This is a genomic window from Acinetobacter sp. YH16040_T (assembly GCF_024605785.1).
GTDB lineage: Bacteria > Pseudomonadota > Gammaproteobacteria > Pseudomonadales > Moraxellaceae > Acinetobacter > Acinetobacter amyesii.
Genome location: NZ_CP094541.1, coordinates 311,614 through 335,215, shown reverse-complemented (window position 1 = coordinate 335,215; position 23,602 = coordinate 311,614). Strand labels below are relative to the sequence as shown.

At 40.1% G+C, this 23,602-nt stretch carries 20 protein-coding genes; 10 read left to right on the top strand and 10 right to left on the bottom strand.

The window, feature by feature from the left end:
- Window positions 1-9 precede the first annotated feature (9 nt).
- The 3 genes from MST16_RS01610 to MST16_RS01600 form a co-directional block, all read right to left on the bottom strand.
- A complete protein-coding gene (locus MST16_RS01610) occupies window positions 10-2,193 on the bottom strand; it encodes a SulP family inorganic anion transporter (protein WP_180092075.1) in 2,184 nt (727 codons plus the stop codon).
- Window positions 2,194-2,425: 232 nt separating this feature from the next.
- The gene (locus MST16_RS01605) at window positions 2,426-4,393 is read right to left on the bottom strand and encodes a DUF2075 domain-containing protein (RefSeq protein WP_180007251.1); all 1,968 of its coding nucleotides are present in this window, start codon (window positions 4,391-4,393) and stop codon (window positions 2,426-2,428) included.
- A gap of 89 nt (window positions 4,394-4,482) precedes the next feature.
- A complete protein-coding gene (locus MST16_RS01600; RefSeq protein ID WP_180010238.1) occupies window positions 4,483-6,843 on the bottom strand; it encodes a Tex family protein in 2,361 nt (786 codons plus the stop codon).
- Window positions 6,844-7,178: 335 nt separating this feature from the next.
- Here MST16_RS01600 and ompR point away from each other — a divergent pair, with 335 nt between their 5' ends.
- From ompR to MST16_RS01575, 5 genes are all read left to right on the top strand, one after another.
- Window positions 7,179-7,943 (top strand): two-component system response regulator OmpR, encoded by a 765-nt coding sequence (gene ompR / locus MST16_RS01595; RefSeq protein ID WP_078189809.1) that lies wholly within the window; start codon window positions 7,179-7,181, stop codon window positions 7,941-7,943.
- Between the two features lie 285 nt (window positions 7,944-8,228).
- The gene (locus tag MST16_RS01590; protein WP_111885830.1) at window positions 8,229-9,689 is read left to right on the top strand and encodes an ATP-binding protein; all 1,461 of its coding nucleotides are present in this window, start codon (window positions 8,229-8,231) and stop codon (window positions 9,687-9,689) included.
- 206 nt (window positions 9,690-9,895) lie between these two features.
- A complete protein-coding gene (locus MST16_RS01585; protein ID WP_180007250.1) occupies window positions 9,896-11,413 on the top strand; it encodes an acetyl-CoA hydrolase/transferase family protein in 1,518 nt (505 codons plus the stop codon).
- A gap of 128 nt (window positions 11,414-11,541) precedes the next feature.
- Complete coding sequence (locus MST16_RS01580; protein WP_180007058.1) at window positions 11,542-11,961, top strand: GNAT family acetyltransferase; 420 nt, start codon at window positions 11,542-11,544, stop codon at window positions 11,959-11,961.
- A 148-nt stretch (window positions 11,962-12,109) separates the two neighbouring features.
- The gene (locus tag MST16_RS01575) at window positions 12,110-12,796 is read left to right on the top strand and encodes a DsbA family protein (RefSeq protein ID WP_078189812.1); all 687 of its coding nucleotides are present in this window, start codon (window positions 12,110-12,112) and stop codon (window positions 12,794-12,796) included.
- 76 nt (window positions 12,797-12,872) lie between these two features.
- On the opposite strand, the gene MST16_RS01570 is transcribed toward MST16_RS01575, so the two are convergent.
- On the bottom strand, window positions 12,873-13,073 hold the full coding sequence (locus MST16_RS01570) for a dodecin family protein (protein WP_067761311.1): 201 nt from the start codon (window positions 13,071-13,073) through the stop codon (window positions 12,873-12,875).
- 237 nt (window positions 13,074-13,310) lie between these two features.
- On the opposite strand from MST16_RS01570, the gene MST16_RS01565 reads away from it, so the two are divergent.
- From MST16_RS01565 to MST16_RS01545, 5 genes are all read left to right on the top strand, one after another.
- On the top strand, window positions 13,311-13,559 hold the full coding sequence (locus MST16_RS01565; RefSeq protein WP_218946142.1) for a glycine zipper domain-containing protein: 249 nt from the start codon (window positions 13,311-13,313) through the stop codon (window positions 13,557-13,559).
- Window positions 13,560-13,793: 234 nt separating this feature from the next.
- Window positions 13,794-13,982 (top strand): hypothetical protein, encoded by a 189-nt coding sequence (locus MST16_RS01560; RefSeq protein ID WP_180010237.1) that lies wholly within the window; start codon window positions 13,794-13,796, stop codon window positions 13,980-13,982.
- A gap of 350 nt (window positions 13,983-14,332) precedes the next feature.
- Complete coding sequence (locus MST16_RS01555; RefSeq protein ID WP_078189814.1) at window positions 14,333-14,512, top strand: hypothetical protein; 180 nt, start codon at window positions 14,333-14,335, stop codon at window positions 14,510-14,512.
- A gap of 11 nt (window positions 14,513-14,523) precedes the next feature.
- Complete coding sequence (locus tag MST16_RS01550; protein ID WP_180010236.1) at window positions 14,524-15,972, top strand: hypothetical protein; 1,449 nt, start codon at window positions 14,524-14,526, stop codon at window positions 15,970-15,972.
- A 98-nt stretch (window positions 15,973-16,070) separates the two neighbouring features.
- Window positions 16,071-17,231, top strand: coding sequence for a hypothetical protein (locus tag MST16_RS01545; RefSeq protein WP_180010235.1), 1,161 nt, complete (start codon window positions 16,071-16,073; stop codon window positions 17,229-17,231).
- A 68-nt stretch (window positions 17,232-17,299) separates the two neighbouring features.
- On the opposite strand, the gene MST16_RS01540 is transcribed toward MST16_RS01545, so the two are convergent.
- From MST16_RS01540 to MST16_RS01515, 6 genes are all read right to left on the bottom strand, one after another.
- Window positions 17,300-17,575: a hypothetical protein gene (locus MST16_RS01540; RefSeq protein ID WP_180010234.1), complete on the bottom strand. Its 276-nt coding sequence runs from the start codon at window positions 17,573-17,575 to the stop codon at window positions 17,300-17,302.
- Window positions 17,576-17,728: 153 nt separating this feature from the next.
- A complete protein-coding gene (gene htpG, locus MST16_RS01535) occupies window positions 17,729-19,648 on the bottom strand; it encodes a molecular chaperone HtpG (RefSeq protein WP_180010233.1) in 1,920 nt (639 codons plus the stop codon).
- A gap of 116 nt (window positions 19,649-19,764) precedes the next feature.
- A complete protein-coding gene (locus MST16_RS01530; RefSeq protein WP_078189819.1) occupies window positions 19,765-20,112 on the bottom strand; it encodes a lysozyme inhibitor LprI family protein in 348 nt (115 codons plus the stop codon).
- A 156-nt stretch (window positions 20,113-20,268) separates the two neighbouring features.
- On the bottom strand, window positions 20,269-20,883 hold the full coding sequence (locus MST16_RS01525) for an OmpW family protein (RefSeq protein ID WP_180010232.1): 615 nt from the start codon (window positions 20,881-20,883) through the stop codon (window positions 20,269-20,271).
- Window positions 20,884-21,189: 306 nt separating this feature from the next.
- Entirely contained in the window at window positions 21,190-22,557 is a 1,368-nt protein-coding gene (locus tag MST16_RS01520; RefSeq protein WP_180010231.1) for a Na+/H+ antiporter family protein, read from the bottom strand.
- A gap of 96 nt (window positions 22,558-22,653) precedes the next feature.
- Window positions 22,654-23,529 carry an alpha/beta fold hydrolase gene (locus MST16_RS01515; protein WP_180010230.1) on the bottom strand — a complete coding sequence of 292 codons (876 nt, stop codon included), beginning with the start codon at window positions 23,527-23,529 and terminating at the stop codon, window positions 22,654-22,656.
- Window positions 23,530-23,602: the final 73 nt, after the last annotated feature.

The window sequence follows — 23,602 nt, the reverse complement described above, 5'->3', positions numbered from 1 at the left end:
AGATTTTATTTATCCGAAGAAATTAACCCGTCCAGTTCTTACATCATACACTGCACCAACAATCGCCACTTTACCTTCTTGCACCAATTGCTGTAGCACTTCACTATTTTGCAAAATATAGCGGATGTTGTAATGCACATTCATTTGCGTCACTTGCTCTAAAAATGCCGGACTCAGCGTTTGTGGTTGCATCAATTCGGCAACACGCGATACAGACTCATTGAGTGGCCCCAGCACATATTGAATATGCGGCATACGCGTCAGGCTCTGTATCGATTGACCAGCTAAATACAACTGACAAGCACTGCTAACCGCACCACAGTCCGTATGACCAAGCACTACGATCACTTTGGCGCCTTTGGCTTCGCAGGCAAATTCCAATGAACCCAAAACTTTTTGCCCCGCGACATTCCCCGCTATGCGCAAACTAAATAAATCACCAATTCCAACATCAAAAATCATTTCAGTCGGCGCACGAGAATCCATACAACCTAACACTGCCGCAATCGGATGCTGCCCTTCTTCTGCGGTCACCCGCAGTTGACGATAGATATCTCGTTGCAAACGCTCATTTTGTACAAAACGTTCATTGCCTGCTTTGAGCAAAGCGAGCACGGCCTCTGGCGTCAAACGTTGCTGTAAAGCTGCGGTACTGATATCTATATCTAATGCCGCCTCCTGCGCATCGGCATAGTGTGCCTTGAAACCAATCAACTGTACTTGCACTTTACGCTGCACAGCCTTTTCCTGTTGGTACTCTTGAATGAGTTGGAAAATATCAGCATCCATATCACTCACATGTGTGGCATCAATCACCACTTGTTCACCGCGATGGATATGTTCCAATGCCGAGATTAATGCCGACCGGTTGAGAAAACTGACTTGTGAAGGCAATTCAATCCGTGTAATCACCCCATGTAAATGATGCTCTTTATACACCTTCAGCCCCTTATTAAAATTGGCGTATAAAATGAAGGCCGCACTACTGGCTAAACCAATCAAGATTCCGAGCAATAAGTCTGTGAATAAAATCGCCAATAAGGTAATAATAAAAGGAATAAATTGTTTCCAACCTTTTAAATACAGCTGTTTAAACAATTTGGGATGTGTCAGTTTAAAACCTGTGAGGATTAAAATTGCAGCTAATGCTGAAAGCGGAATCATGTTCATCAAAGGCACTAAACACAGCACGGCAAACAAGAGCAACACGCCATGAAAGATAGCAGAACATTTACTTTTAGCTCCAGCACTGGCATTGACCGAACTACGGACAATTACTGAAGTTAGCGGCATCCCGCCTATAGCGCCCGAAACGACATTACCGATGCCTTGCGCCCATAACTCTCGATTGGGGGGGGAAGAGCACTTATGCGGATCTAATTTATCTGCTGCTTCTAAATTTAATAAAGTTTCTAATGACGCCACAACCGCCAAAGTGATAGCACCCGTGTAAATCAGTGGATTATTTAAAGCGGTCCAATCTGGAAAGATCATCACATTTTGTTGTGGTTGATCCCAAAGATTTGGAAGTTGGATGAGGTTCGATGGATGAACTGCATAAGACGAACCACTGAGTACCAACACGGCATTGCACAGTGCAGCGAGGACAACAGCAACTAAAGCAGAAGGCAGAACCCACTTTTTGCATGGGCTCTGCTCCCATAGCAACATCAGCACAAGGCTACCGATACCGATCAGAACGGCACCGATATCCCATTGCAAATCGAGCGGCTGTGACTGCCACAGCACAGACCATGAAAATTGGTTCAAGCCAAATAGATAAGGTATTTGACTCCCAATCAAGATCAGTCCGATGGCTGCCAATAAACCCAATATGACATTGTTTGGAATAAAGTTGGCAAAGAAACCGAGCCGAAATATGCCAAATCCAATATGTAAGATACCGGCAAAAACAATACACAATAAAAAGGCGGCATAGTTGCCGCCGAGTAGTTCAAGCTGTACCAAAATGACTGCTGTTAAACCTGCTGCTGGCCCTGCAACACTGATATGTGAGCCACTCAATGCTCCGACTAAAATACCACCGACAATGCCGGCAATAATGCCAGAGAGAATCGGTGCGCCAGAAGCCAATGCAATGCCTAGGCATAGCGGTAAAGCTACGAGAAATACCACTGTTCCAGATAAAAAGTCGTGAATATGAAATCGATGTCGTTCAATTTTAGATGTCATCATTTTACCGTTTATAATAAATATCAAATAATTAGATGTAAGTATGTAAAGCCTAAAGTTTGTGACCACTTTATGGCGTGACTTATATTGTCTGACAATCGAACGATTCTATAGTGTGTTTTGATACGTGATTTGTGTGATTTTTACACTTTATTGCGAAGTTTAAGATTCAGCTCATTTATCTTTGATAGGCCTTAAAAGAAATAAAAAAACCTCCCAAATGGGAGGTTTTTTATAGCGTATTGAAACCACATTGCTTCAAAAAATTATACGTCGAATCATAATATTTCTTGGGACGAGTCCAGTCACTGTCATCTACAGATGGTATATACAACACCATACCTTGTCGCGCCCGAGTCAGTAGCACTCGATATGCATTTAACAGGTATTTCTGCTTTTCAGTTTGCCTTATATTTTGCCATCGACTACCTTTAAAGGCTTGAAATTGCCAATCTTGATCAAAATAAAAATTAATATCCCATGCCACGCAACTGTAATCTATTTCCAAGCCTTGCACATCAAACTCAGTTGCAATATCTTCCAAATAATACGCAGAACGTACATCTGTATTTGAATTCAAAAACCAATCTGCAGGTGTTATTTTATTCTTTACATCAATACCTTCGGCTTTTAAACGTCTGGCACCCGAACTAGCAATAACCCCAAAGCGCTCTGAACCCTTAGCCTTTCTTTTTAACCACTGTTTAGCAACATTAAAATCACGACAAAGCAGAATAGGATAATCTTGGGACATCATATGGTAAGTTTCTTTCGCGGACTTTGCATCACCATCTAATACATGTTGAATCAAATGTGAAACTTGTTCGCTGCGAAATGACCGGACAGAAACAGCAAGATGTAAATCTTCCTCATTTTTTCCATTTTTTTGAACCCAGAATTGTTGTTTAGGATCAGTTAAATAGACTTTATCCTGCAAAATTTTGTTAGAAAAGTAGATCTTCCATTTCGGGTATTTATGTTCTAATGCTGATAGCCATTCAGAAACACCTGCTTCTCCAGTGTTAATCTCCTGCCCACCACCAATCAGGCAAACAACGACACACCAATCAGCGTGGCGATCCATAACACTAATGAGAAACTCTGGTTCAGACATCGAAAAATTATCAATACCTTTTTTCTGTTTCATAAAGTTTGAAACCTGATCCTTTTGCCAGGCCCTTTGAGCTTCATCAAAAATAACGACTTTTTCGATTGGCACCTCATTTGACTTCAAATAATGATCTCTAAAATGATGAATATTTTGTATAAAGGCTTTGGCTTCACGTTCTGCCTCAGATCGCGTCTTTTTTTCTGTTTGTTGCTTAGCAAGTTCCACGGTATTTCGAACCAATGCTTCACGTAAAACATCAACTAAAGGACCATTCCCAGATAAAAATACAGAATGTTCTTGTTCATTTGTTTTTAAACGCTGGTTCGCAATATTAAGACCGGCCAATGTCTTTCCTGCACCAGGTACACCCGTTAAAAAACAAATCGTTTTTTTATTTGTTAATTTTGCATCTTCAATAATTTGTTCGATTTTTTTCGAAGTGATCGCTAAATTTTTTGCACCGGCATCACTTCTAGAAATTTCATCCACTGTATGACCTTGATATAACGCCTGAGCTGCTTCAATAATTGTGGGTGTTGGTTTATATCGAGACTCAACCCACTGTTTGATATTAAGTTGCGTAAGACCTGCAAATTGATAAAGCGCTTGTTCGATTACAATCCGTAAATTATGGGTGTTACAGCATAAAGTATCTTGATAAGTGGATACCGCTGACCATGACTGTTCACAACTTTGAGCTTGGGTTGAAATTAAAAGTGGTATGACCTTTTGCTGATGACTACCTTCATGAAAATTCAACAAATCCAAACAATAATCTATTACCTGAGTCTTAGCATATTGTGGGTAACTCTTTTCACCTACTTTAAATTCAATAACAAAAATTAAATTACGTATCAAAAGAATGTTATCTACGCGCTTACCCATCCGTGGAATAGAGAATTCAAAAAAGATTTCTCCCTCATCTAAAAAATCCAACTGTTGTTTTAAAATCTCAATTTGTTTTAACCAAGCGTTCTTTTGTAAATCTTCCAATGCAAATTCATGCTGTAGTGCCAAAGCCCCCATAATTTCTTGTTCATTTGTATGTATGAATTGTTGCACTGAACCCTGATAATAACTACGTAACATCATGATCTTCTAAGTTTATTTAAGCTTTGATTGTTTTAATCTTATATAAAAAAACCTCCCATATGGGAGGTTTTTTTAACAGTTAAAGATTACTTCGAACCTTTAATCCCTGCTTGTAATAACAACGCACCTAAACCACCAATTTTATTTTCTTGTGGTTTCGCTGCTTGAGGTTTTTTATGACCTTGTGGGCGGTCGCCTTGCGGACGGGCATGCTGTGGACGTTTCGCATGTGGCTTACGCTCACCACGTTGTTCTTGCTGGGCATTGTCACGACGTGGTTGACGTTGTGGTTTCGCTGCAGCAGCACCTTCTGCACGCATAGACAAGTTGACACGGTTACGTTCAACATCGACATTCAAGACACGAACTTGAACAATTTGACCTGGTTTCACGACTTTGTGCGGATCTGCAACAAATTCATTTGCAAGTTCAGAAATATGCACTAAACCGTCTTGGTGTACACCCACATCCACGAATGCACCGAAGTTGGTTACATTCGTAACCACACCTTCAAGCTGTAAACCTTCAGTCAACTGCGCCACTTCTGTGATGTCTTCACGGAATTTCGCCGTGCGGAACTCTGGACGTGGGTCACGGCCTGGTTTTTCAAGTTCAGATAAAACGTCTTGAATTGTCGGTAAACCAAATTGGTCATTTACAAATGCTGCTGCATCGATCTGACGGATAATTTCAGTATTACCAATAATATCTTTTACAGTCGTCGCTTTTGCTTCCACAATTTTTGCCACCAAGTCATATGACTCTGGGTGAACTGCAGATGCGTCCAATGGTTCAGAACCATCTTGAATACGTAAGAAACCTGCTGCTTGTTCAAAGGTACGTTCGCCTAAACGAGGTACTTTCTTCAAACTTTGACGGTTGTCAAAACGACCATTTTCTTTACGGTAATCCACAATTTGCTGTGCAATTGATTTATTCAAACCCGCGATATAACCCAAGATTGCAGATGATGCAGTGTTGACATCGACACCTACTGAGTTCACACAGTCTTCCACAACCGCTTCTAGCGTTTTTGCCAAACCGGTTTGGTTCACATCATGTTGATATTGACCCACACCAATCGATTTCGGATCAATTTTCACAAGCTCCGCCAATGGATCTTGTAAACGACGTGCAATCGACACAGCACCGCGAATTGAAACATCCAACTCTGGAAGCTCTTGTGACGCCAATTCAGATGCTGAGTAAACCGACGCGCCTGCTTCAGATACCGACACACGAATCAAGTTTAAGTCTGTATTTGCTGCCATCATTTCAGCCACAACCGCTTCAGTTTCACGGCTTGCAGTACCATTACCAATCGCAATTAATTCAACATTGAATTCGCGGCAAAGGCGCGCAAGTTCAGCCACTGAACCAGCTTTGTCTTCTTTCGGAGCAAATGGGTAAATCGTGCTATGTGCAAGAACATCACCTGATGCATTCACAACAGCCAATTTCACACCCGTACGGATGCCTGGGTCTACACCCAAGGTGCAGCGTGCGCCTGCAGGAGCAGAAAGTAATAAATGACGTAGATTTTCAGCAAAGACATCCATCGCTTCAGCTTCAGCAGCCAAACGTTTTTCAGTCAATAATGAATGTTCAATCGCAGGACGAACTTTACCGAGCCAGAACAATTTTGCAGTTTGTTTTAAAAAATCTGCACGCGCTTGTGGCTGAGCTGTTTCTATATTGTATTCAGTTTCAATACGAACCAATGGTGCTTCATCTTCACCATCGACTTTTAAGCCCAAGACATTTTCTTGACGGCCACGGAGCATCGCCAGTAAACGGTGTGAAGGGACTTTGTTTAAGCTTTCAGAGAAATCAAAGTAATCACGGAATTTTTTACCGACTTCCTTTTTCTCATCACTTGCAACTAAACTTTTCAACACTGCAGTTTTCGCAAATGTCGCTTTTAGCTCAGTGGTTAATGCAATATTTTGTGCCCAGTCATCAATTAAAATGTGTTGAATCGCGTCTAATTGGCTTTCAACATCAGCATAATCTTCATGACTAAAACCCGCTAAAGCTTCGGTTGGATCAACCGCTTCATTAAAGATTTTTTCAGCGATTGGGCCTAAACCCGCTTCTTTGGCTTTAAATGATTTACTGGTACGTTTTGGACGGTACGGTGCGTAAATCTCTTCTAAAGCATTTTTAGTTTCTGCTGCATTCACGCGAGCAAGTAAGTCATCAGATAACTTGTTTTGTTCTTTTAGAGATTCGATTACCTTTTCACGGCGCTCAAATAAATCACGCAGGTAAGTCAGACGTGTATCAAGCTGACGTAATTGAGTATCGTCCAGACCTTGCGTCACTTCTTTACGGTAACGTGCGATAAATGGAACACTGGCACCTTCATCAATGAGCTTGATGGCAGCTTCAATTTGATTTGGACGTACGGCAATTTCTTTTGCCAACTGCTGAACTAAGTCAGTCATCGTATTAGATCCCTGCAAGGATAAGTTCTAAAAGCCATGATTATAAAGACCAAGACCATAAAATCCACAATTGTTTTTATAAATTTATTCGTGGTTTTTAATGCCAATTCATCTCAAATACACATTTTTTTACGAAACTGACTATGAAACAGCAAATTAGCGAGACTTAGACAAGCAAACTGATTCGAACAACATGTATACATTTGGTATCTATGTCTTGATTTTAACTGCAATATTTGTTGCTTTAGAGCATAGTAAATTTATATAAATGAATCGTATACTCAAGTGAAATCGACTTTTTGTTTACGATGACAATAAAGAATAAGGAGCACGTCATGAGTTTAGTTGTACCTGCTGAAAAAACAGATGCCGTACAAGCCGAAACCGACCGAGTCGAACGCATTCTGGTTGTCGATGATGATGTGCGTCTACGCACCCTCTTACAACGCTTCCTAGAAGATAAAGGTTTTGTGGTCAAAACCGCACATGATGCGACTCAGATGGATCGTCTGTTGCAGCGGGAACTCTTTTCCCTGATTGTGCTCGACTTTATGTTACCTGTTGAAGATGGCTTGAGTATTTGTCGCCGTCTGCGCCAATCTAGCATCGATACCCCAATCATTATGCTGACCGCTCGTGGTAGTGATTCAGACCGTATTGCTGGACTTGAAGCCGGTGCAGATGACTATTTACCAAAACCATTCAACCCGAATGAGCTTTTGGCACGTATTCGTGCCGTATTACGTCGTCAAGTGCGTGAAGTTCCGGGCGCACCAAGCCAACAAATGGAAGTGGTGTCTTTTGGTCCGTGGTCACTCGACCTGTCTACTCGTACATTAACCCGTGAAGGTCAAGTCGTCACATTAACAACGGGTGAATTTGCCGTACTTAAAGCATTAGTTCAACATCCTCGTGAACCACTGACACGCGACAAGTTAATGAATCTTGCTCGTGGTCGTGAATGGGGTGCTATGGAGCGTTCAATTGACGTTCAGGTTTCTCGCCTGCGTCGTTTGGTTGAAGAAAACCCAGCACGTGCACGCTATATCCAAACCGTTTGGGGCGTGGGTTATGTCTTTGTTCCAGATGGTGCTGAATAATCCAAATAAATAGTAATAAAAAATTCCGCCGTTCATTAGGCGGAGTCTTTTCATTGAACATTAAATTTATCCAATAACCTGCGGTTCGCCTTACTTTTGTTTCGGCAAAAGTAAGCAAAACCATTGTCATACGCAAAACTCGTCTCATTTCTGCTTCATATCAGAATCATCGCAGAAACATAATCTATTCCATGCTTCCTGCCTCGAACAGTTGCGTATGACCTGAACGCGTATCCAACAGGGTTAATTGATCTCACACTCTAAAATTTACTCTAGGGATATAGCGTGAAACTCGAACCCATCGACCCACAGGAATTTACCGACTACGTTACCTACTCCGAAAAAAAACGGACACCTTGGGAACGCTTCCTCGATAAAATCAAACCCCGCTCTGCAGCCATGCGGACCACCGTATTGGTCTTATTTGTGGTGTTTTTTAGCCTGTTTATGTCCTTATGGTTCTTTTGGCGCACACTCTATTTACCCGAAATTCAACAACATGCTCGTTACCTCGCGGTCGAGCTTGAAATCATTAACAATCCTGATTTACGGATTTTTCATAACAATGCCGAAGTGGATGTCGACGACTGGATGCGCAACCGTGTCGGGATCGAATATGTGACCGATCCGAAAGAATTCCCCAATGTCAAAGACAAAGTCATTGCAGAGTTCTTTACCAATCAAATTGAAAAGAAACTGGCCAAAGAAATGCGCATTGATAATGCGACCGTGTATTTCCAATTTAAACCTGACCCACGCATCTGGATTCAAACTCCAGAAATGAATGGCAACTGGGTTCGCGAGCCTTTAAAAACCTATGCCAACTATAGCGCAGAGCTGATTTTAGGCTGGTTATTGGGTATTCCGCTGATTGCTGGCATCATTATCTTAACCTTGGTTCGTCAGCTCAACCGTCCACTAAAACGTTTACAAGATGCGGCAAACAACTATAGTAAACACGGCACTGCACCTTATTTAGAAACCAACCATGGGCCACAAGAAATCCGTGAAGTAAACCAAGCCTTTAACCACATGGTCTACACGCTGGAACAAACTGAACGTGATCGCCGCATCATGTTGGCCGGTATTTCCCACGATTTGCGTACTCCGCTGACCCGTATTCGACTCAGCGCAGAAATGATGCCTGATGATGACTTCCTAAAAGAAGGTCTGATTTACGATGTTGAAGATATGGATGCAATTCTGAATCAGTTCATTTCGTATATGCGAGATGGCTCTGATGAGGTTCCGCAAGATACTGATTTAAATGCGCTATTGCAGGAATTAGTGATTCAATTTAAACCTTTAGATATTCGCTTTGAACCTCAAGACTTACCGATTATTCAAGCACGTAGCCTGTCCTTAAAACGATTAATAGGGAACTTAATCAATAACTCAAAACGCTATGGTGCCGAGCCGATTGAACTGTCTACCGAATATGAAGGTGACCATATTCAAATTCGCGTTGCCGATAATGGCGAAGGGATTCCTGAAGACCAAATTGAAGACCTGATGCAACCTTTTGTACGTGGTAATGATGCACGTACCATTCAAGGCAGTGGACTCGGTTTAGCCATTGTAAAACGTATTGTGGATATTCACGAAGGTCAACTTTCAATTCACAATCGAGCAGAAGGTGGACTCGAAGCGATCATTTCTTTACCACTGCAAAAACTCGAAAATGATGAAATATTAAACAACAGCCCATTGGAAAAAATTAAGCAAAGTTTAACTGAACGCTTTTAACAAGCGTTCAAAAAAGCAACGAACAGTTTTGTTTAAGCTTTAACCATTGATATTTTTAACTTTATTATTCAGTAGTTTAAAAAACATAATAAAATCTTATACCCACATTTTTTCAAAAAATTAGACCTTAGCCTAACAGGTATGCAAAATGGCTTTTTTGATCGGTACAATCCGTATCAGTTTTGAGAATTTCACGAGAGTATATGATGTCTTTAGATCGCATCCGTTTAGCTGCCCTTCACGACAAAGTTATCAGCGCAGAAAAAGCTGCTGAATTCATTCAGGATGGTATGACGGTAGGTATGAGTGGTTTCACACGCGCAGGTGAAGCGAAAGCTGTACCTTTAGCGTTGGTTCAACAGGCTCATGCTAATCCTCTTAAAATTACCCTAATTACTGGCGCGAGCTTGGGTAACGATTTGGACAAAAAATTGACTGAAGCAGGTGTTCTTGCTCGTCGTTTACCGTTCCAAGTAGACAATACATTACGTAAAGCCATCAACAAAGGCGAAGTGATGTTCATCGATCAGCATTTGTCTGAAACAGTTGAACAAATGCGTAACCTTCAGCTTAAAAAGCCTGATGTGGCAATTATTGAAGCTGTTGCGATCACTGAAGATGGTGGCATCATCCCTACAACTTCTGTAGGTAACTCTGCAAGCTTCGCAATTTTTGCTGAAAAAGTGATTGTTGAAATCAACACCAACTTAAGCCCAGCATTCGAAGGCTTACACGATATTTATATCCCAACGTATCGTCCAACACGTCAAGCGATTCCATTGACTCAAGTTGACGAACGTATTGGTACACATGCAATCAACATCGATCCTTCAAAAATCGTAGGTATCGTATTTAACAACGAATTGCATGACTCTCCATCTACAGTGACTGCACCTGATGATGAAACTCAAGGTATTGCAAACCACCTGATCGCTTTCTTTGAAAAAGAAGTAGAAGAAGGTCGTTTACCGAAAAACCTTGGTCCATTACAAGCAGGTATCGGTTCAATTGCAAACGCAGTATTGACTGGTCTTAAAGATTCAAACTTTGAAGACTTGATCATGTACTCTGAAGTACTTCAAGACTGTACATTTGAATTGATCGACGCAGGCAAAATGAAATTTGCTTCAGGTTCTTCTATTACGCTTTCTGCTAAATATGGCGAAAAAGTATTTAATAACCTTGAACAATACAAAGACAAACTTGTATTACGTCCACAAGAAATTTCGAACCATCCAGAACTTGTACGTCGTTTAGGTATCATCGGTATCAACACTGCGCTTGAGTTTGATATCTACGGTAACGTGAACTCAACTCACGTTTGCGGTACAAAAATGATGAACGGTATCGGTGGTTCAGGTGACTTCGCACGTAATGCACACTTGGCGATCTTCGTGACTAAATCAATTGCAAAAGGCGGCGACATTTCTTCTGTTGTTCCATTTGCTTCTCACATTGACCATGCTGAACACGACGTTGACATCTTAGTTACTGAACAAGGTCTTGCTGACTTACGTGGTCTTGCTCCACGTGAACGTGCTCGTGCAGTAATCGACAACTGTGCTCACCCTATGTACCGTGATGCGCTAAATGATTACTTCGACCGTGCATGTGCGAAAGGTGGTCAAACACCTCACCTTCTACGTGAAGCATTGTCTTGGCACATCAACTTCGAAGAGAACGGCCACATGTTAGCTGCTCAACCAGAAGTTAAAACTGCTTAATTGACAGTGAAATAAGAAAACGCTCTTCGGAGCGTTTTTTTTATGGCTTTTATTTTTCAATATGACTTATCAAGTCTGCAAAACTCGACTAATCTAAATTGGTCAAAATACATGCTAAAACAAAAATTATGTTTATTATCCGCCCCTATCTCGAATCTGATTTAGATGATGTAATTGCACTTTGGGAACTGTGTGATCTGACCCGTCCATGGAATAACCCTGAAATTGATATTTTTCGAAAACTAGCGCAACGTGATCAATTATTTTTATTGGCTATCAAAGATGATCAATTGATCGCAACTGTGATGGGGGGCTATGATGGACATCGAGGCTGGGTCAATTATCTTGCTGTACATCCACATTTTCAGCGTAATGGCGTTGCCACCGCCCTCATTCAACAATTAGAAAAACGCTTAATTGCTTTAGGTTGCCCAAAACTTCAATTACTGATTCGCCAAGACAACATTGACGTACAAAATTTTTATGAACAATTGGGCTATGAAGAGGTTGAAGTGATTTGTTTGGGTAAACGTTTAATCACGGATTAATAGTCCGACAAATCTTCGGTCAATCCTTGAAGCAACATAAAAAAAATTCGACATTGCACCATCGAAACAAAAATGGATTGCATTGCTTGGCTTTAAATTTTAGGATTTGCCCCCATCATTTTCCCAGAACATAGAAAAGAGATTTCCCATGCGTGTAGATATCTGGTCAGACGTGGTTTGCCCATTTTGTTATATTGCGAAAAAACGCCTTGAAGCTGCTGCCGAAGAATCGGGTGTAGAACTTGAAGTGTTTTGGCATAGCTATCAACTTGATGCAGATGCGCCCGCTCGCCTAGAAATTTCCAATACTGAACGTCTGGCTCAAAAATATGGCCGTAGTATTGAAGAAGTTGAAGAAATGCAGCGCAATATTGCCGAAATGGCAAAAGCTGAAGGTATTGAATTTAACTGGCAAAAAGCCAATTCAGGCAATACTTTCAACGCGCACCGCTTGATTCATCTTGCACAAAGCAAAGGTCTCGGTAGTGAAGCCAAAGAAGCGTTCTTCTATAGCTATATGACGCAAGGCTTGGCCATTGGTGAACGTGAAACCATAGAAGATGTTGCATCTCGTATTGGTCTAAACCCTGTTGAAGTCGATGACTTATTAGACTCAGATGAATTTGCCGATTTCGTTAAATACGACGAAGAAGTAGCACGCGACCAACTTAAAGTCACCGGTGTACCGTTTTTTGTCTTTGAGCAACGTATTGCATTAGCTGGCGCTCAACCGAAAGACGTGTTTAAACAAGTGATGGACAAAGCTGCGGAACTTCCTGAACTTGCTCCGACACCTGTATGTAATGATGAAAGCTGTGAAACGCCTGAAAAATAATTCAGCGTGTTCAAACAAAAATCCCCGAACTTCGGGGATTTTTTATGATCAGTTTTTAACTTCAATAAAACTAAACTTATTCAACCAAGAAGCTGATTTTTAAGTTCACTCGATATTCCGCAATTTTATTGTCTTTCACCACAACTTTTTGTTCATTAATCCATGCACCCTGAACGTTCTTTACGGTTTCAGTGACTTTATTAATTCCCGTTTGGATCGCATCTTCAAAACTTTTTGTGCTACTTGCATTTACTTCAACGACTTTAGCAACAGACATTGTATTTATCCTCATTGTTATGATTTTGAATCTTCATCATATGATTAAGTCACTTATTTTGGTTATTTTTTAAACATCAAAACAGCAAAATATTACATGTCTTACACAGGAGTGAATTCCACTTCGGTGGATTACAAACTGACCATCATTTATTACATGCTTTCTGTTTAAGCCAAGGCCACTACCGATTAGGCTAAAAGCTTCATTCTTCTAACGATCATGCTCGGGAGTAATGTCATGACTATTGAACCTCAAGCAACTTCTGCTGAAACCGAACTATCTACCAATACAACCCCTCAAACAACCACCAACGAGTCCCAAACAGGGAAGAATAGCTTTCTCTCACGTTTTTCTCCGACCGTCAAAGGTGCTGCGATCGGTGCTGTTGCAGGCAGTATTTTGCCTGTTTTTGGTACGATTAGCGGTGCCATTATTGGGGGTATCGCAGGCAAAGTCTATGAAAAGAAATGTGCCAAACATTCATAGATTTTTCATCTATATCTGAGTGATACAACGCTGTCACTCAGCCCCTAAAAGCTCTAGAGCAATAACTCTAATAGACTGTTTTATATAAATATTAATTCATACCGTTTATCTTGCGTTGCCGAATCGATCATTTTTAATTGATTATTTTTTGATATTATTTTCACATAAATTCAAGTGATTAATTTTCTCCCTGACTCATTTTTTGAGTGACTAATGATTGATAGGAATACACAAATGAACGCAATCAAATATGCTATGGCTGTTGCTGTGATGGCGCTTTCTGCAACTGTTTCTGCACAAATCGTTTATGTACCAGATTTTCCAGTAAAAAAAGCTGTGACTGCTGAAACTGCCAATGCAGATAACAAAGCACCTGCTGCAGATACAACTAAAGTTGTAACAAACACAGAAAAAAAAGCATAATTTTTAGCTGATTTTTCCATAAAAAACCGATGGCTCCCACCATCGGTTTTTTATTTTATGTGCCTTTACTTTGGGCTTTATTCTTTACTTAACATTAAAAATGAACATCTAAAAGCGCTCGATCGCTGATGATGACTTCAAAAAAATTGATCAAACCATACCGCTATATCTTTTGCAAAACCTATCTTTAAGCTAATGATTTGGTATTATTTTTAAACAAAATGCGCATTAATTGTCATATTTAACGCTTAATTTGTAGAAGCTGACATTTATTTCCATGTTTTTTTTAATGAAATCTCTATAATCAAATGAACTAATCGACTTCTTTATTTTTAAATTTACATTGTCCTATGCAAGAACTTCAGGCACTGATACAAGGAAAAATTTCACCGCAGGTTATAGATATTGAACGCCTGATTGAATTGGCCAATACATATCGAAACCCGAATTCGGCTGAATATAAATTAGTAGAACTTGCAACCAATATTGTATTGGCTAAATATTTAGAAAAAGCACAAAAAGTCCTTTAGGAAGTGGACAAATGAATTTACAAGAGAAAGTACAATTAATAAAAGAAATCCATGTACTGACCCATCAACTTGAACACCGTGCTTTGAGTTTTTATGAAACTGCGCTTTCTAAACGTCGGATTCATGAAATTTTTGCCTTATGCGATGAACCGATTTTTCAAAAGCAAATATTAAGTTATCGTGCATTAACTAAGCCACAAATGGCTGCCACTGAATTTTCCAAACAAACGCCATATTCATTGTTATTTCGTGGCTATTTTAACCATGATGCTGCACTTGAAAATGCTTTATATCAATATCCAGAGATGGGTTGGGCCTTGCTGCATGACCATGAATTAGGTTGGCAAGTGTGGATGATTCCAGCCAAACAGCGCACGGCTTTACTCAGTGAATGGGGCAATTTTAGCGAATGCTATGATTGGTTAATTGAACAACAACAGCTATATAAATGTTTAATCAGTGATACCGATCTACGTCTACATGCCTTACGCCTAAAGGATGAAATCATCACAGCGCCAAGCTGTGTTGCAGCAAGTGTGGACGACCTACTGCCAATTGAAGCGATAAATAAAGACGGATCTGTCGATCTAGATCATTGCGATAAGCAAATCAATGAAGCAGATACGTTGCTTGATAACTCAAATACAAATAAACCAGAGCTTTCTGCACCTGATACCGTTCCTCTTGTTCTAATTGAGCAGCCAACACATGCCCCATCGGAGGAAAATCTCAACTCGACAATGGCAGGCGTTGAACTTCCTGAACAGGTTCCAATCGCTCAATATACCGCTCGCGTTCAAACGCTGCAAAACATCGATGCGCAATTGGCCTTGTATGAATTGCAGTTTATAGATCAGCCTGAACTCACAACGCAACTTGATGTTCTATTGCATACGACAGATGGTACAGATTGGAAAAACCAGCCACTGTATTTAGCAGAGCAAATCAATATCGAAGGTCGCTTCATCAAATATCTCTTGTTGTTTGGTGCGCAAACGCAAATGGAAGCCATTCGACTCTCTCAGCTGTTTTGCCAACAACATCAACATGAACTTGCTGCGATTAAAGTCTTATCATGGGACAATCTAGAGCAACTCTGTGCTGCACCTGATCAGCTCTATCAACAGTCTCAGCATGCTGAAATGATTTGGTCGCAAAACGACTATTATCCATTTATTCCGGCACAGTTAATTCATACGCAAAAATTCATTCATTTTGATGAACCTGAACCGACACTACATACCCCGTTGTTATTATTACAAGAACGTCAAAAAATACGTTTAATCCACGGTCAAAAACGCATGGCACTCTTGCGTACCGAACAAGCCCTTCCTTATTTGATCCTCCATCGACAGCAAGGTTTAAATTGGCAAAGCATCCAAAATGTGATCCAACAATTGCCTCAACCCATTGATGTGATTTCGCTTTATCAAGCACTTAAGCAAACGACCGAAGATTAATTGCATTTATTTTGTAGTTTGGCTTGCATTTATCCGACAAAAATAACAAAACTACAGATGCAGGATACTCAGATGATAATTAAATAGAGCCAAAACATATGCATAAAAAACAACAGTACTTTATTCGGACTTTGCTTTTTTCCGCATCAATAAGCTTGATGTATCAAGTTGCTTGGGCCAATGAAACTGATGCTGTCGTCAATGAAACTGAGGGGCAACATTCTCAGGATGTGCCTGCAACCGAGCAAAGTTCACCGTATATCATGCCAAAGACCTATGATTTTTTAGATCAAATTCCACGTTGGATTGATGCAACACCGACCTTCTTACCTGAACAATCAGATCACCCCATTGTTCCGACAACAGAACAAACGGAAAATAATAGCTGGACCGATCGACAACAGAAGAAAGTCCGAAATTGGGCAGATCGAACGGCCGTTCGTATGGATAATTGGTTTGGGCAAAGTGAGCCAGAAAAGCCTGCCAATGCAACCCTACGGGTGATTTTAGACAACAGTTGGAATAAGCACGATGAATACGAAATTAAGCCACGTATTCGCGGTAAAATTAAGCTTCCCACTTTAGAAAAAAAATTGAGTGTGGTCTTTGGTGATGACTCACTTGATAATGAATTAGAAAATAATGCTGCAATTACCAATGAAAACCCTGCGGGGCGTAGTGATAAAAATTATGACAATAAGCAAACCCGTGAAGATAACAGTTCACTGGCTTTACGTTGGTCAGAAATTTCAGATCGACTGCCCTTCGAAACTGACGTTGATCTAGGTTTACGTTCTGGTGATGACCTATATGTCCGCTTAAAAGCAGCTAAAAAATGGCAACTCGACAATGATTACAGTTTTTTAGCCGAACAAATTTATCGTTATGGTATCGATAGTGAAAATTATCTAAGAACCAATTTAGAATTAACCCATGCCCGTCCAGGCCAACCCTTTATCTCAAACCAATTCAACCTGACCTATGCAGATGCACAGGATGATGATCTGAAATGGGATAACTTCAGTTACCGCCAACACCAATTTTTTAAAGGTAACCGATTCAACTACGGCCTATATACAGGTGGTTTTTACAATAACGATCAACTGCGTTTAAACAGTTGGGGACCCTATGTATCATGGCGACAGCCCTTTCTACGTGAATGGTTTTATATCCAAGGTGATCTCAACTACCTCAACAACCATCGTGACGATAAAAGCCACTTTGTGGGCGCTTTAGTGCGCCTTGAAGCCTTGTTCTAATACCCTCTATTTCACAGCGAATAAAAAGCCCATCTCAACAGGATGGGCTTTTTTTAAATAACTCAGCTTCAATTTTTCTTAATCACACTCACACGATCATTACGTGCAATACGCGACTGCTTTTCAGCGACTTTTTTCACTTTAGGAAAGCTGTACTGAGCACGATCATTTCGTATCACACGGCGGCTATCGACAAAAGGGTTGATATCGTATTGTGCGATTTGTTTTGAAACCTGCACACGGTCATTACGCACCATTTTTTGCTTAGCGCTATCTGCCTGAGCAGATTGCATGAGGCCCATAGACAGCAGCGAGCCCATTACAGCGATCACTAAAATTTTCATCTTAAGATTCCCAATACTTAACGATCGTTATTATAGATTAATTATTTATTTTTAATTTATCTTAAAGATTAAAACATGGACGTTTTTATTCATGTGCTCTATCGAAAAACCAAATAAAAAACCTCCCGAAGGAGGTTCATTTCATATCTACCGTTACTTCAGCAATAAGCTGTTAATCCGTTTGATGTATTGGGCAGGATCTTCGGGTAAACCGCCTTCAGCAATCAACGCCTGATCAAAAATAACATTTGCTAAGTCATCAAACTGCACCGAACTTTCTAATTTTTGTACCAACGGATGGGATGGATTGATTTCCAAGACTGGTTTTGACTCTGGAACCGCTTGTCCTGCTTGTTTCAGCATACGAACCAGTTGCGGTGATAACTCACCCTCAGCCACCACCAAACACGCAGGAGAGTCCACTAAACGTGTTGTTACACGCACTTCAGAGGTCTTATCTTTTAACGCATCCGACAGTTTTTCAACAACAGGTTTAAACTGCTCAGCAGCTTCCTCAAGTGCTTTCTTCTCTTCAGCATCTTGTAGATCACCCAAATCAACTGCACCTTTTGATACATTCTGTAATGGTGTTCCATCAAACTCAAAAACAAATTCCATCGCCCACTCATCCACTCGTTCAGTCATGAGCAGCACTTCGATACCTTTTTTCTTGAACAATTCAAGTTGTGGTGAGTTTTTCGCAGCATTTAAACTATCAGCAGTCACATAGTAAATTGCCTTTTGGCCTTCTTTCATATTGGCTTTATAGTCTGCAAATGATGTTTTCACTTCATCATTATTTGACGAAGCAAAGCGTAATAATTTTAGAATACGCTCACGATTCGCTATGTCTTCGCCTAAGCCTTCTTTTAAGACTGAACCAAACTCAGCGTAGAATTTTGCAAACTTCTCTTGATCAGCAACATCTTCAGATTTCGCCAAACCATCTAGCACCGTTAAAATACGGCGGGCGTTACCTTCACGAATCGTTTTAACGTCGCGACTTTCTTGTAATAATTCACGGCTTACATTAAGTGGTAAGTCTGCGCTATCCACCACACCTTGAACAAAACGTAAATAATTAGGAATCAAATTATCCGCATCATCCATGATAAATACACGTTTCACATAGAGCTTAATTCCTGCTTTAGCTTCACGTGTGAAAATATTGCTTGGTGCGCGAGATGGAATATAAAGTAACTGTGTATATTCCGTACTTCCCTCTACACGGTTGTGTGTCCACGCAAGCGGAGCTTCAAAATCATGGCTCAGGTTTTTATAAAACTCAGTATATTGTTCTTCACTGATCTCATTTTTATTACGCGTCCATAATGCACTTGCTGAGTTAATCGCTTCCCACTCATCCGTCAGTACATATTGACCAGGTTTTGCTTCTTCGCCTTCGGCAGCTTCCTCTTGTTGCCAAACTTCTTTCTGCATCTCAATTGGCAAACTAATATGATCAGAGTATTTATTAATAATCTGCTTAACTTTGTAACGATCTAAATAATCTAAAGCATCCTCGCGTAAATGCAAAATGATGTCGGTTCCACGTGAAGCCTTATCAATTGGCTCTACATCAAACTCACCTGTACCATTACTAACCCAACGTACCCCTTCAGCGGCATTTACCCCAGCACGACGTGATTCCACTGTAATTTTTTCAGCAACAATAAAACCTGAATAGAAGCCCACACCAAATTGACCAATCAATTGTGCATCTGACTTTTGATCACCCGTAAGCTTCGACATAAAATCTTTAGTGCCAGACTTAGCAATCGTACCCAAATGATCAATCGCTTCTTGTTGTGTCATACCAATACCATTATCCGAAATGGTAATTGTCTTCTGCTCTTTATTTAAATGAATACGCACATGTAAATCTGGATCATTTTCATAATATTCAGGATGGTTAATGCCTTCAAAACGTAATTTATCGCAGGCATCAGATGCGTTTGATACTAACTCACGAAGGAAAATTTCAGGATTTGAATATAAAGAATGTGTTACTAAATGCAGTAACTGAGCCACTTCCGCTTGGAAGCTGTGTTTTTGAGATTGTTGTTCGCTCATCAGTCTCTCCGTTCATATTATGTATTACGATTGAATGCTATATGAATGGAGGGACTTCACTATTTTTCAATAGTATGAATGGAAAATTTTTATTCTGTCGCACTAAATTTTAAGGTTTAAAAAGGTCCTTGTTTATAAACGCGGTCCATGTAGAGATCCAGTTTTTGCTGCCGCATTTTATATACATCACTTAAACAACTGACATTGTCACGGCACTGATCGCGTAGTTGTAGCCATTTTATTTGTTGATCTTGAATTGCACCACGTGTCCCCATGGGAACTAAATGACGAATAATCGTATAGGTCGTGGCCATTTTGACATCGGCATCATTAATACTCCGGTTATCACAAACCGCATGTTCGGTAATGGTTTTCGCCTTTTTACAATCAAAACTTGCGGCATAACTTGTCGAAATAAAATAAGCACTGCCCAAGACCAGCATACCCTGAATAATTTTTTTCATCGTCTTTTCTCTTCTTCCAACTTGCTGATTTATTTCGACTCTAACAGTTCCACCTAAATTTTCTATTGCCTATTTGTTCAATTCGATCAACTGATGGATGGAATATGCTGCATAAAAAACCCTGCCTAATGGCAGGGTTTTAAGATCAGTTACAGCTTAGAATTTGTAGCTATAACCAATTGTATACACCATAGGATCGATATCTAAATCAAATTTAGGTACACCTGTAATTTCCACTTCTGGGCTAATCTGAGCATAGCGTGCATCAAAGAAAACACCCCAGTTTTTTGCATCAGCTGGCTGGTAGTTAAAACCGACTTGACCTGCAAAACCAAAGTCTTCTTTTACTTTTACTTTTACTTTAGCACCAGCTAAATCACCACTTGCTTTTTCATCCCACGCAACAAATGCTGTACCACCTACACCAATATACGGTGTGAAACGTGTTGAATTTTTGAAGTTATATTTTGCAGTAATTGTAGGTGGCAAATGTTTAACCTTCACACCAGCATCTACAGCACCTGTAACATTTACATCATGACTTATTGGCGTTGCCAAAAGTAATTCAGCTGAAATGTTGTCATTAAAGAAATATTCAATTGATGGTGTAAATGCATATTCATGATCTGCTTCAACATTTACTGCGCCGTTTAAAATACTTGTGTCAGAAGTAGGGGCTACCACAGAACCACCAACTTTCACTTGCCATTGACCAGCCATAGCTGATGCAGACATACCCAATAATGCAATAAGAGCAGCTTGTTTTAACATTTTAAAGCAACCTTCTAGAATGAATAATTAATATTAAACATTAGTATTAAAATTATGCAACATTATTATTTTATAAATTTTTACATTATTATATAAGTCATTATTAATTAAAAATATTTATTTTAATCATAGCACAATGCTTGGTTTTATATTTTCACCATTATAATTAATTTATTATTCATAATATACCAACCTTTTTAATCAGAATTAATAAAATGAATTATTTTAATCCAACCAAAATCCTCAGGATTAAATAACAAAAAAGGCGATTATATAATCGCCTTTTTATTTATCTTTGAAAATTTTTTAGAGTACCATTGCGGCAATCCAACCAAAGATCATTAATGGAATATTGTAGTGAATGAAGGTCGGGACCACACTGTCTTTCATGTGGTCATGCTGACCATCCATATTAAGGCCTGATGTTGGGCCTAAAGTTGAGTCTGATGCCGGAGAACCTGCATCTCCTAAAGCTGCTGCTGTACCAATAATGGCAATCGTTGCCGCTGGGCTAAAACCAAATTGAATACAAAGTGGTACATAAATAATGGCCAAAATTGGGATTGTTGAGAATGAAGAACCAATACCTAAGGTAATTAATAGCCCTATCAATAGCATCCAAAATGCAGCTAAACCTTGGCTGTTTCCAATCCATTCAACCGAAGCTTGTACCAGTATTGGTACTTGATTCGTAGCCTCAATCACAGATGCAAAGCCCTGCGCAGAAATCATAATGAAACCCACCAGTGCCATCATGCGCATACCACTGATAATGACATCATCGGCTTCTTTCCACTTAAAAATACCTGCACAGCTTAAGATCGCAACACCAACCAGACCCGCCAAAATCATCGACTCAGATATGACTTGAACAGAAAGCGTAGCAACTACTGCTACCGCAGCCATGATCAAAGTAAATTTAGCGACTTGTGGTTTACCATTTTCATCTGCTTTTACATCAGATGAGATGGTGTGCTGTGATTCCTTAACCTGAACGTCAGCATACTCTCGTGGTTTACGGTAGCTATAAAAAACAGCAATTAATAAGCCAACAAACATCCCAAATACTGGAATTGCCATAGCACTTGGAATTTGGTCATAGCTGATGTTGAAACCGTATGGCTTGCCAAAGGTATTGATGTTTTGACCTAAAATATCATTAAGGAAAATAGCACCAAAACCAAAAGGTACCAGCATATAAGTCGCCACAAGACCAAAAGTCAGAACACAAGCAATCAAACGACGGTCAAGTTTTAAATGATTAAATACGCTGAGTAATGGTGGAATTAATACTGGAATAAACGCGATGTGCACTGGAATCACGTTTTGTGAACATACGGCGGCTAAAGCGATAGTAGCGAAAATTACGTATTTCACGCGATTCTGGGCTTTCACATTACTGTTACCTTTGAGTTTAGTAATGAGTTGATAAGCCAGTAAATCTGGCAAACCTGAACGCGCAAGTGCCAAAGCAAATGCCCCCAACACGCCATAAGCAAGTGCGATTTGAGCACCGTTGCCTAAGCCACTATTAAACGCTTCGATGGTGCCATGAATACCAAGGCCAGCTAACAAGCCACCTGTTACTGCACCAATGATCAGTGCAAATACAACAGGCACGCGTGCCAGCGACAGTCCAAACATGACTGTAATTGCGGCAAGAATAGCAAACATAAGAAAAAAGGGAGTCTGACAAAAAACCGTATTTTATCAGAATTTGCTCGCTATTTAGCCCCCTATCGATGAAACTGACACTATTGAAAGATTTACTTAAAGCTGCTGTGATTGCGCAAATTGAGCGATGTAACCTGCAATTTTTTCGGGTTGGCTCAGCACAGCCCAATGATTGGCATTGACTTCAACCACCGATAAATCCTCAACCCATTTAGGTAATTCTTTAATGTAGTCTGGACTGACAAAATTATCATGTTTCAACACAATCGCTTGTACAGGACAGACGGCATGACGTTGTCTAGGCTGAGTTAAGCGGGGAATAAAATTAGCACGGTAAAGCGCAATACCGTGTTTACCATCATGCTGAATATTATGATTCAAAGGCAATTCTTGAGTACGTTCTAAATCATTCACAATTTTTCCCCAACGTTCAGCATTCAAAAAATGCCACGCGGTCGGTGCCAAAAATGGTAATTGGAATACCCCGATGTACCATGACTTACTTAATAATTTGAGTAATTTTTTCTGCTGATGCTTAAAGCTATTTCTGAGCAAAAATGCCGCATGATCCAAACATGGCCCAGAAATAGTTGAATAAGACAAAATACGTGAGCGAAATTTTGGCTCAGTCACCGATTCCCAAGATTGGATAGAGCCCCAATCATGCGCGGCCAAATGAAAACTACGCTCGCCTAATACCGCTTGCGTCACACTATCTAAATCAAGTGAAAGTTGTTCTAAACGGTAATCTCGTACTTTACGGGGCACAGATGACTGCCCTGCACCTCGCACGTCATAGCTCACAATATAAAATTCAGAACCAAGATGTTCAATAACCGGTTCCCATACTTCCTGATTATCAGGATAACCATGAACCAAAACCAATGCCGGCTTAGTTTCATCACCCCATGTCTTCACATAGAGCCGTTGTTGATCTGCGGTATTCACCCATTGCGTATTTAGTGGTTGCATTCTTCTTGTCCTTTTATCGATTCCATCGAATTGACGTTTTATTTGTGAACATGGGCAATGTGATCAATGCCAC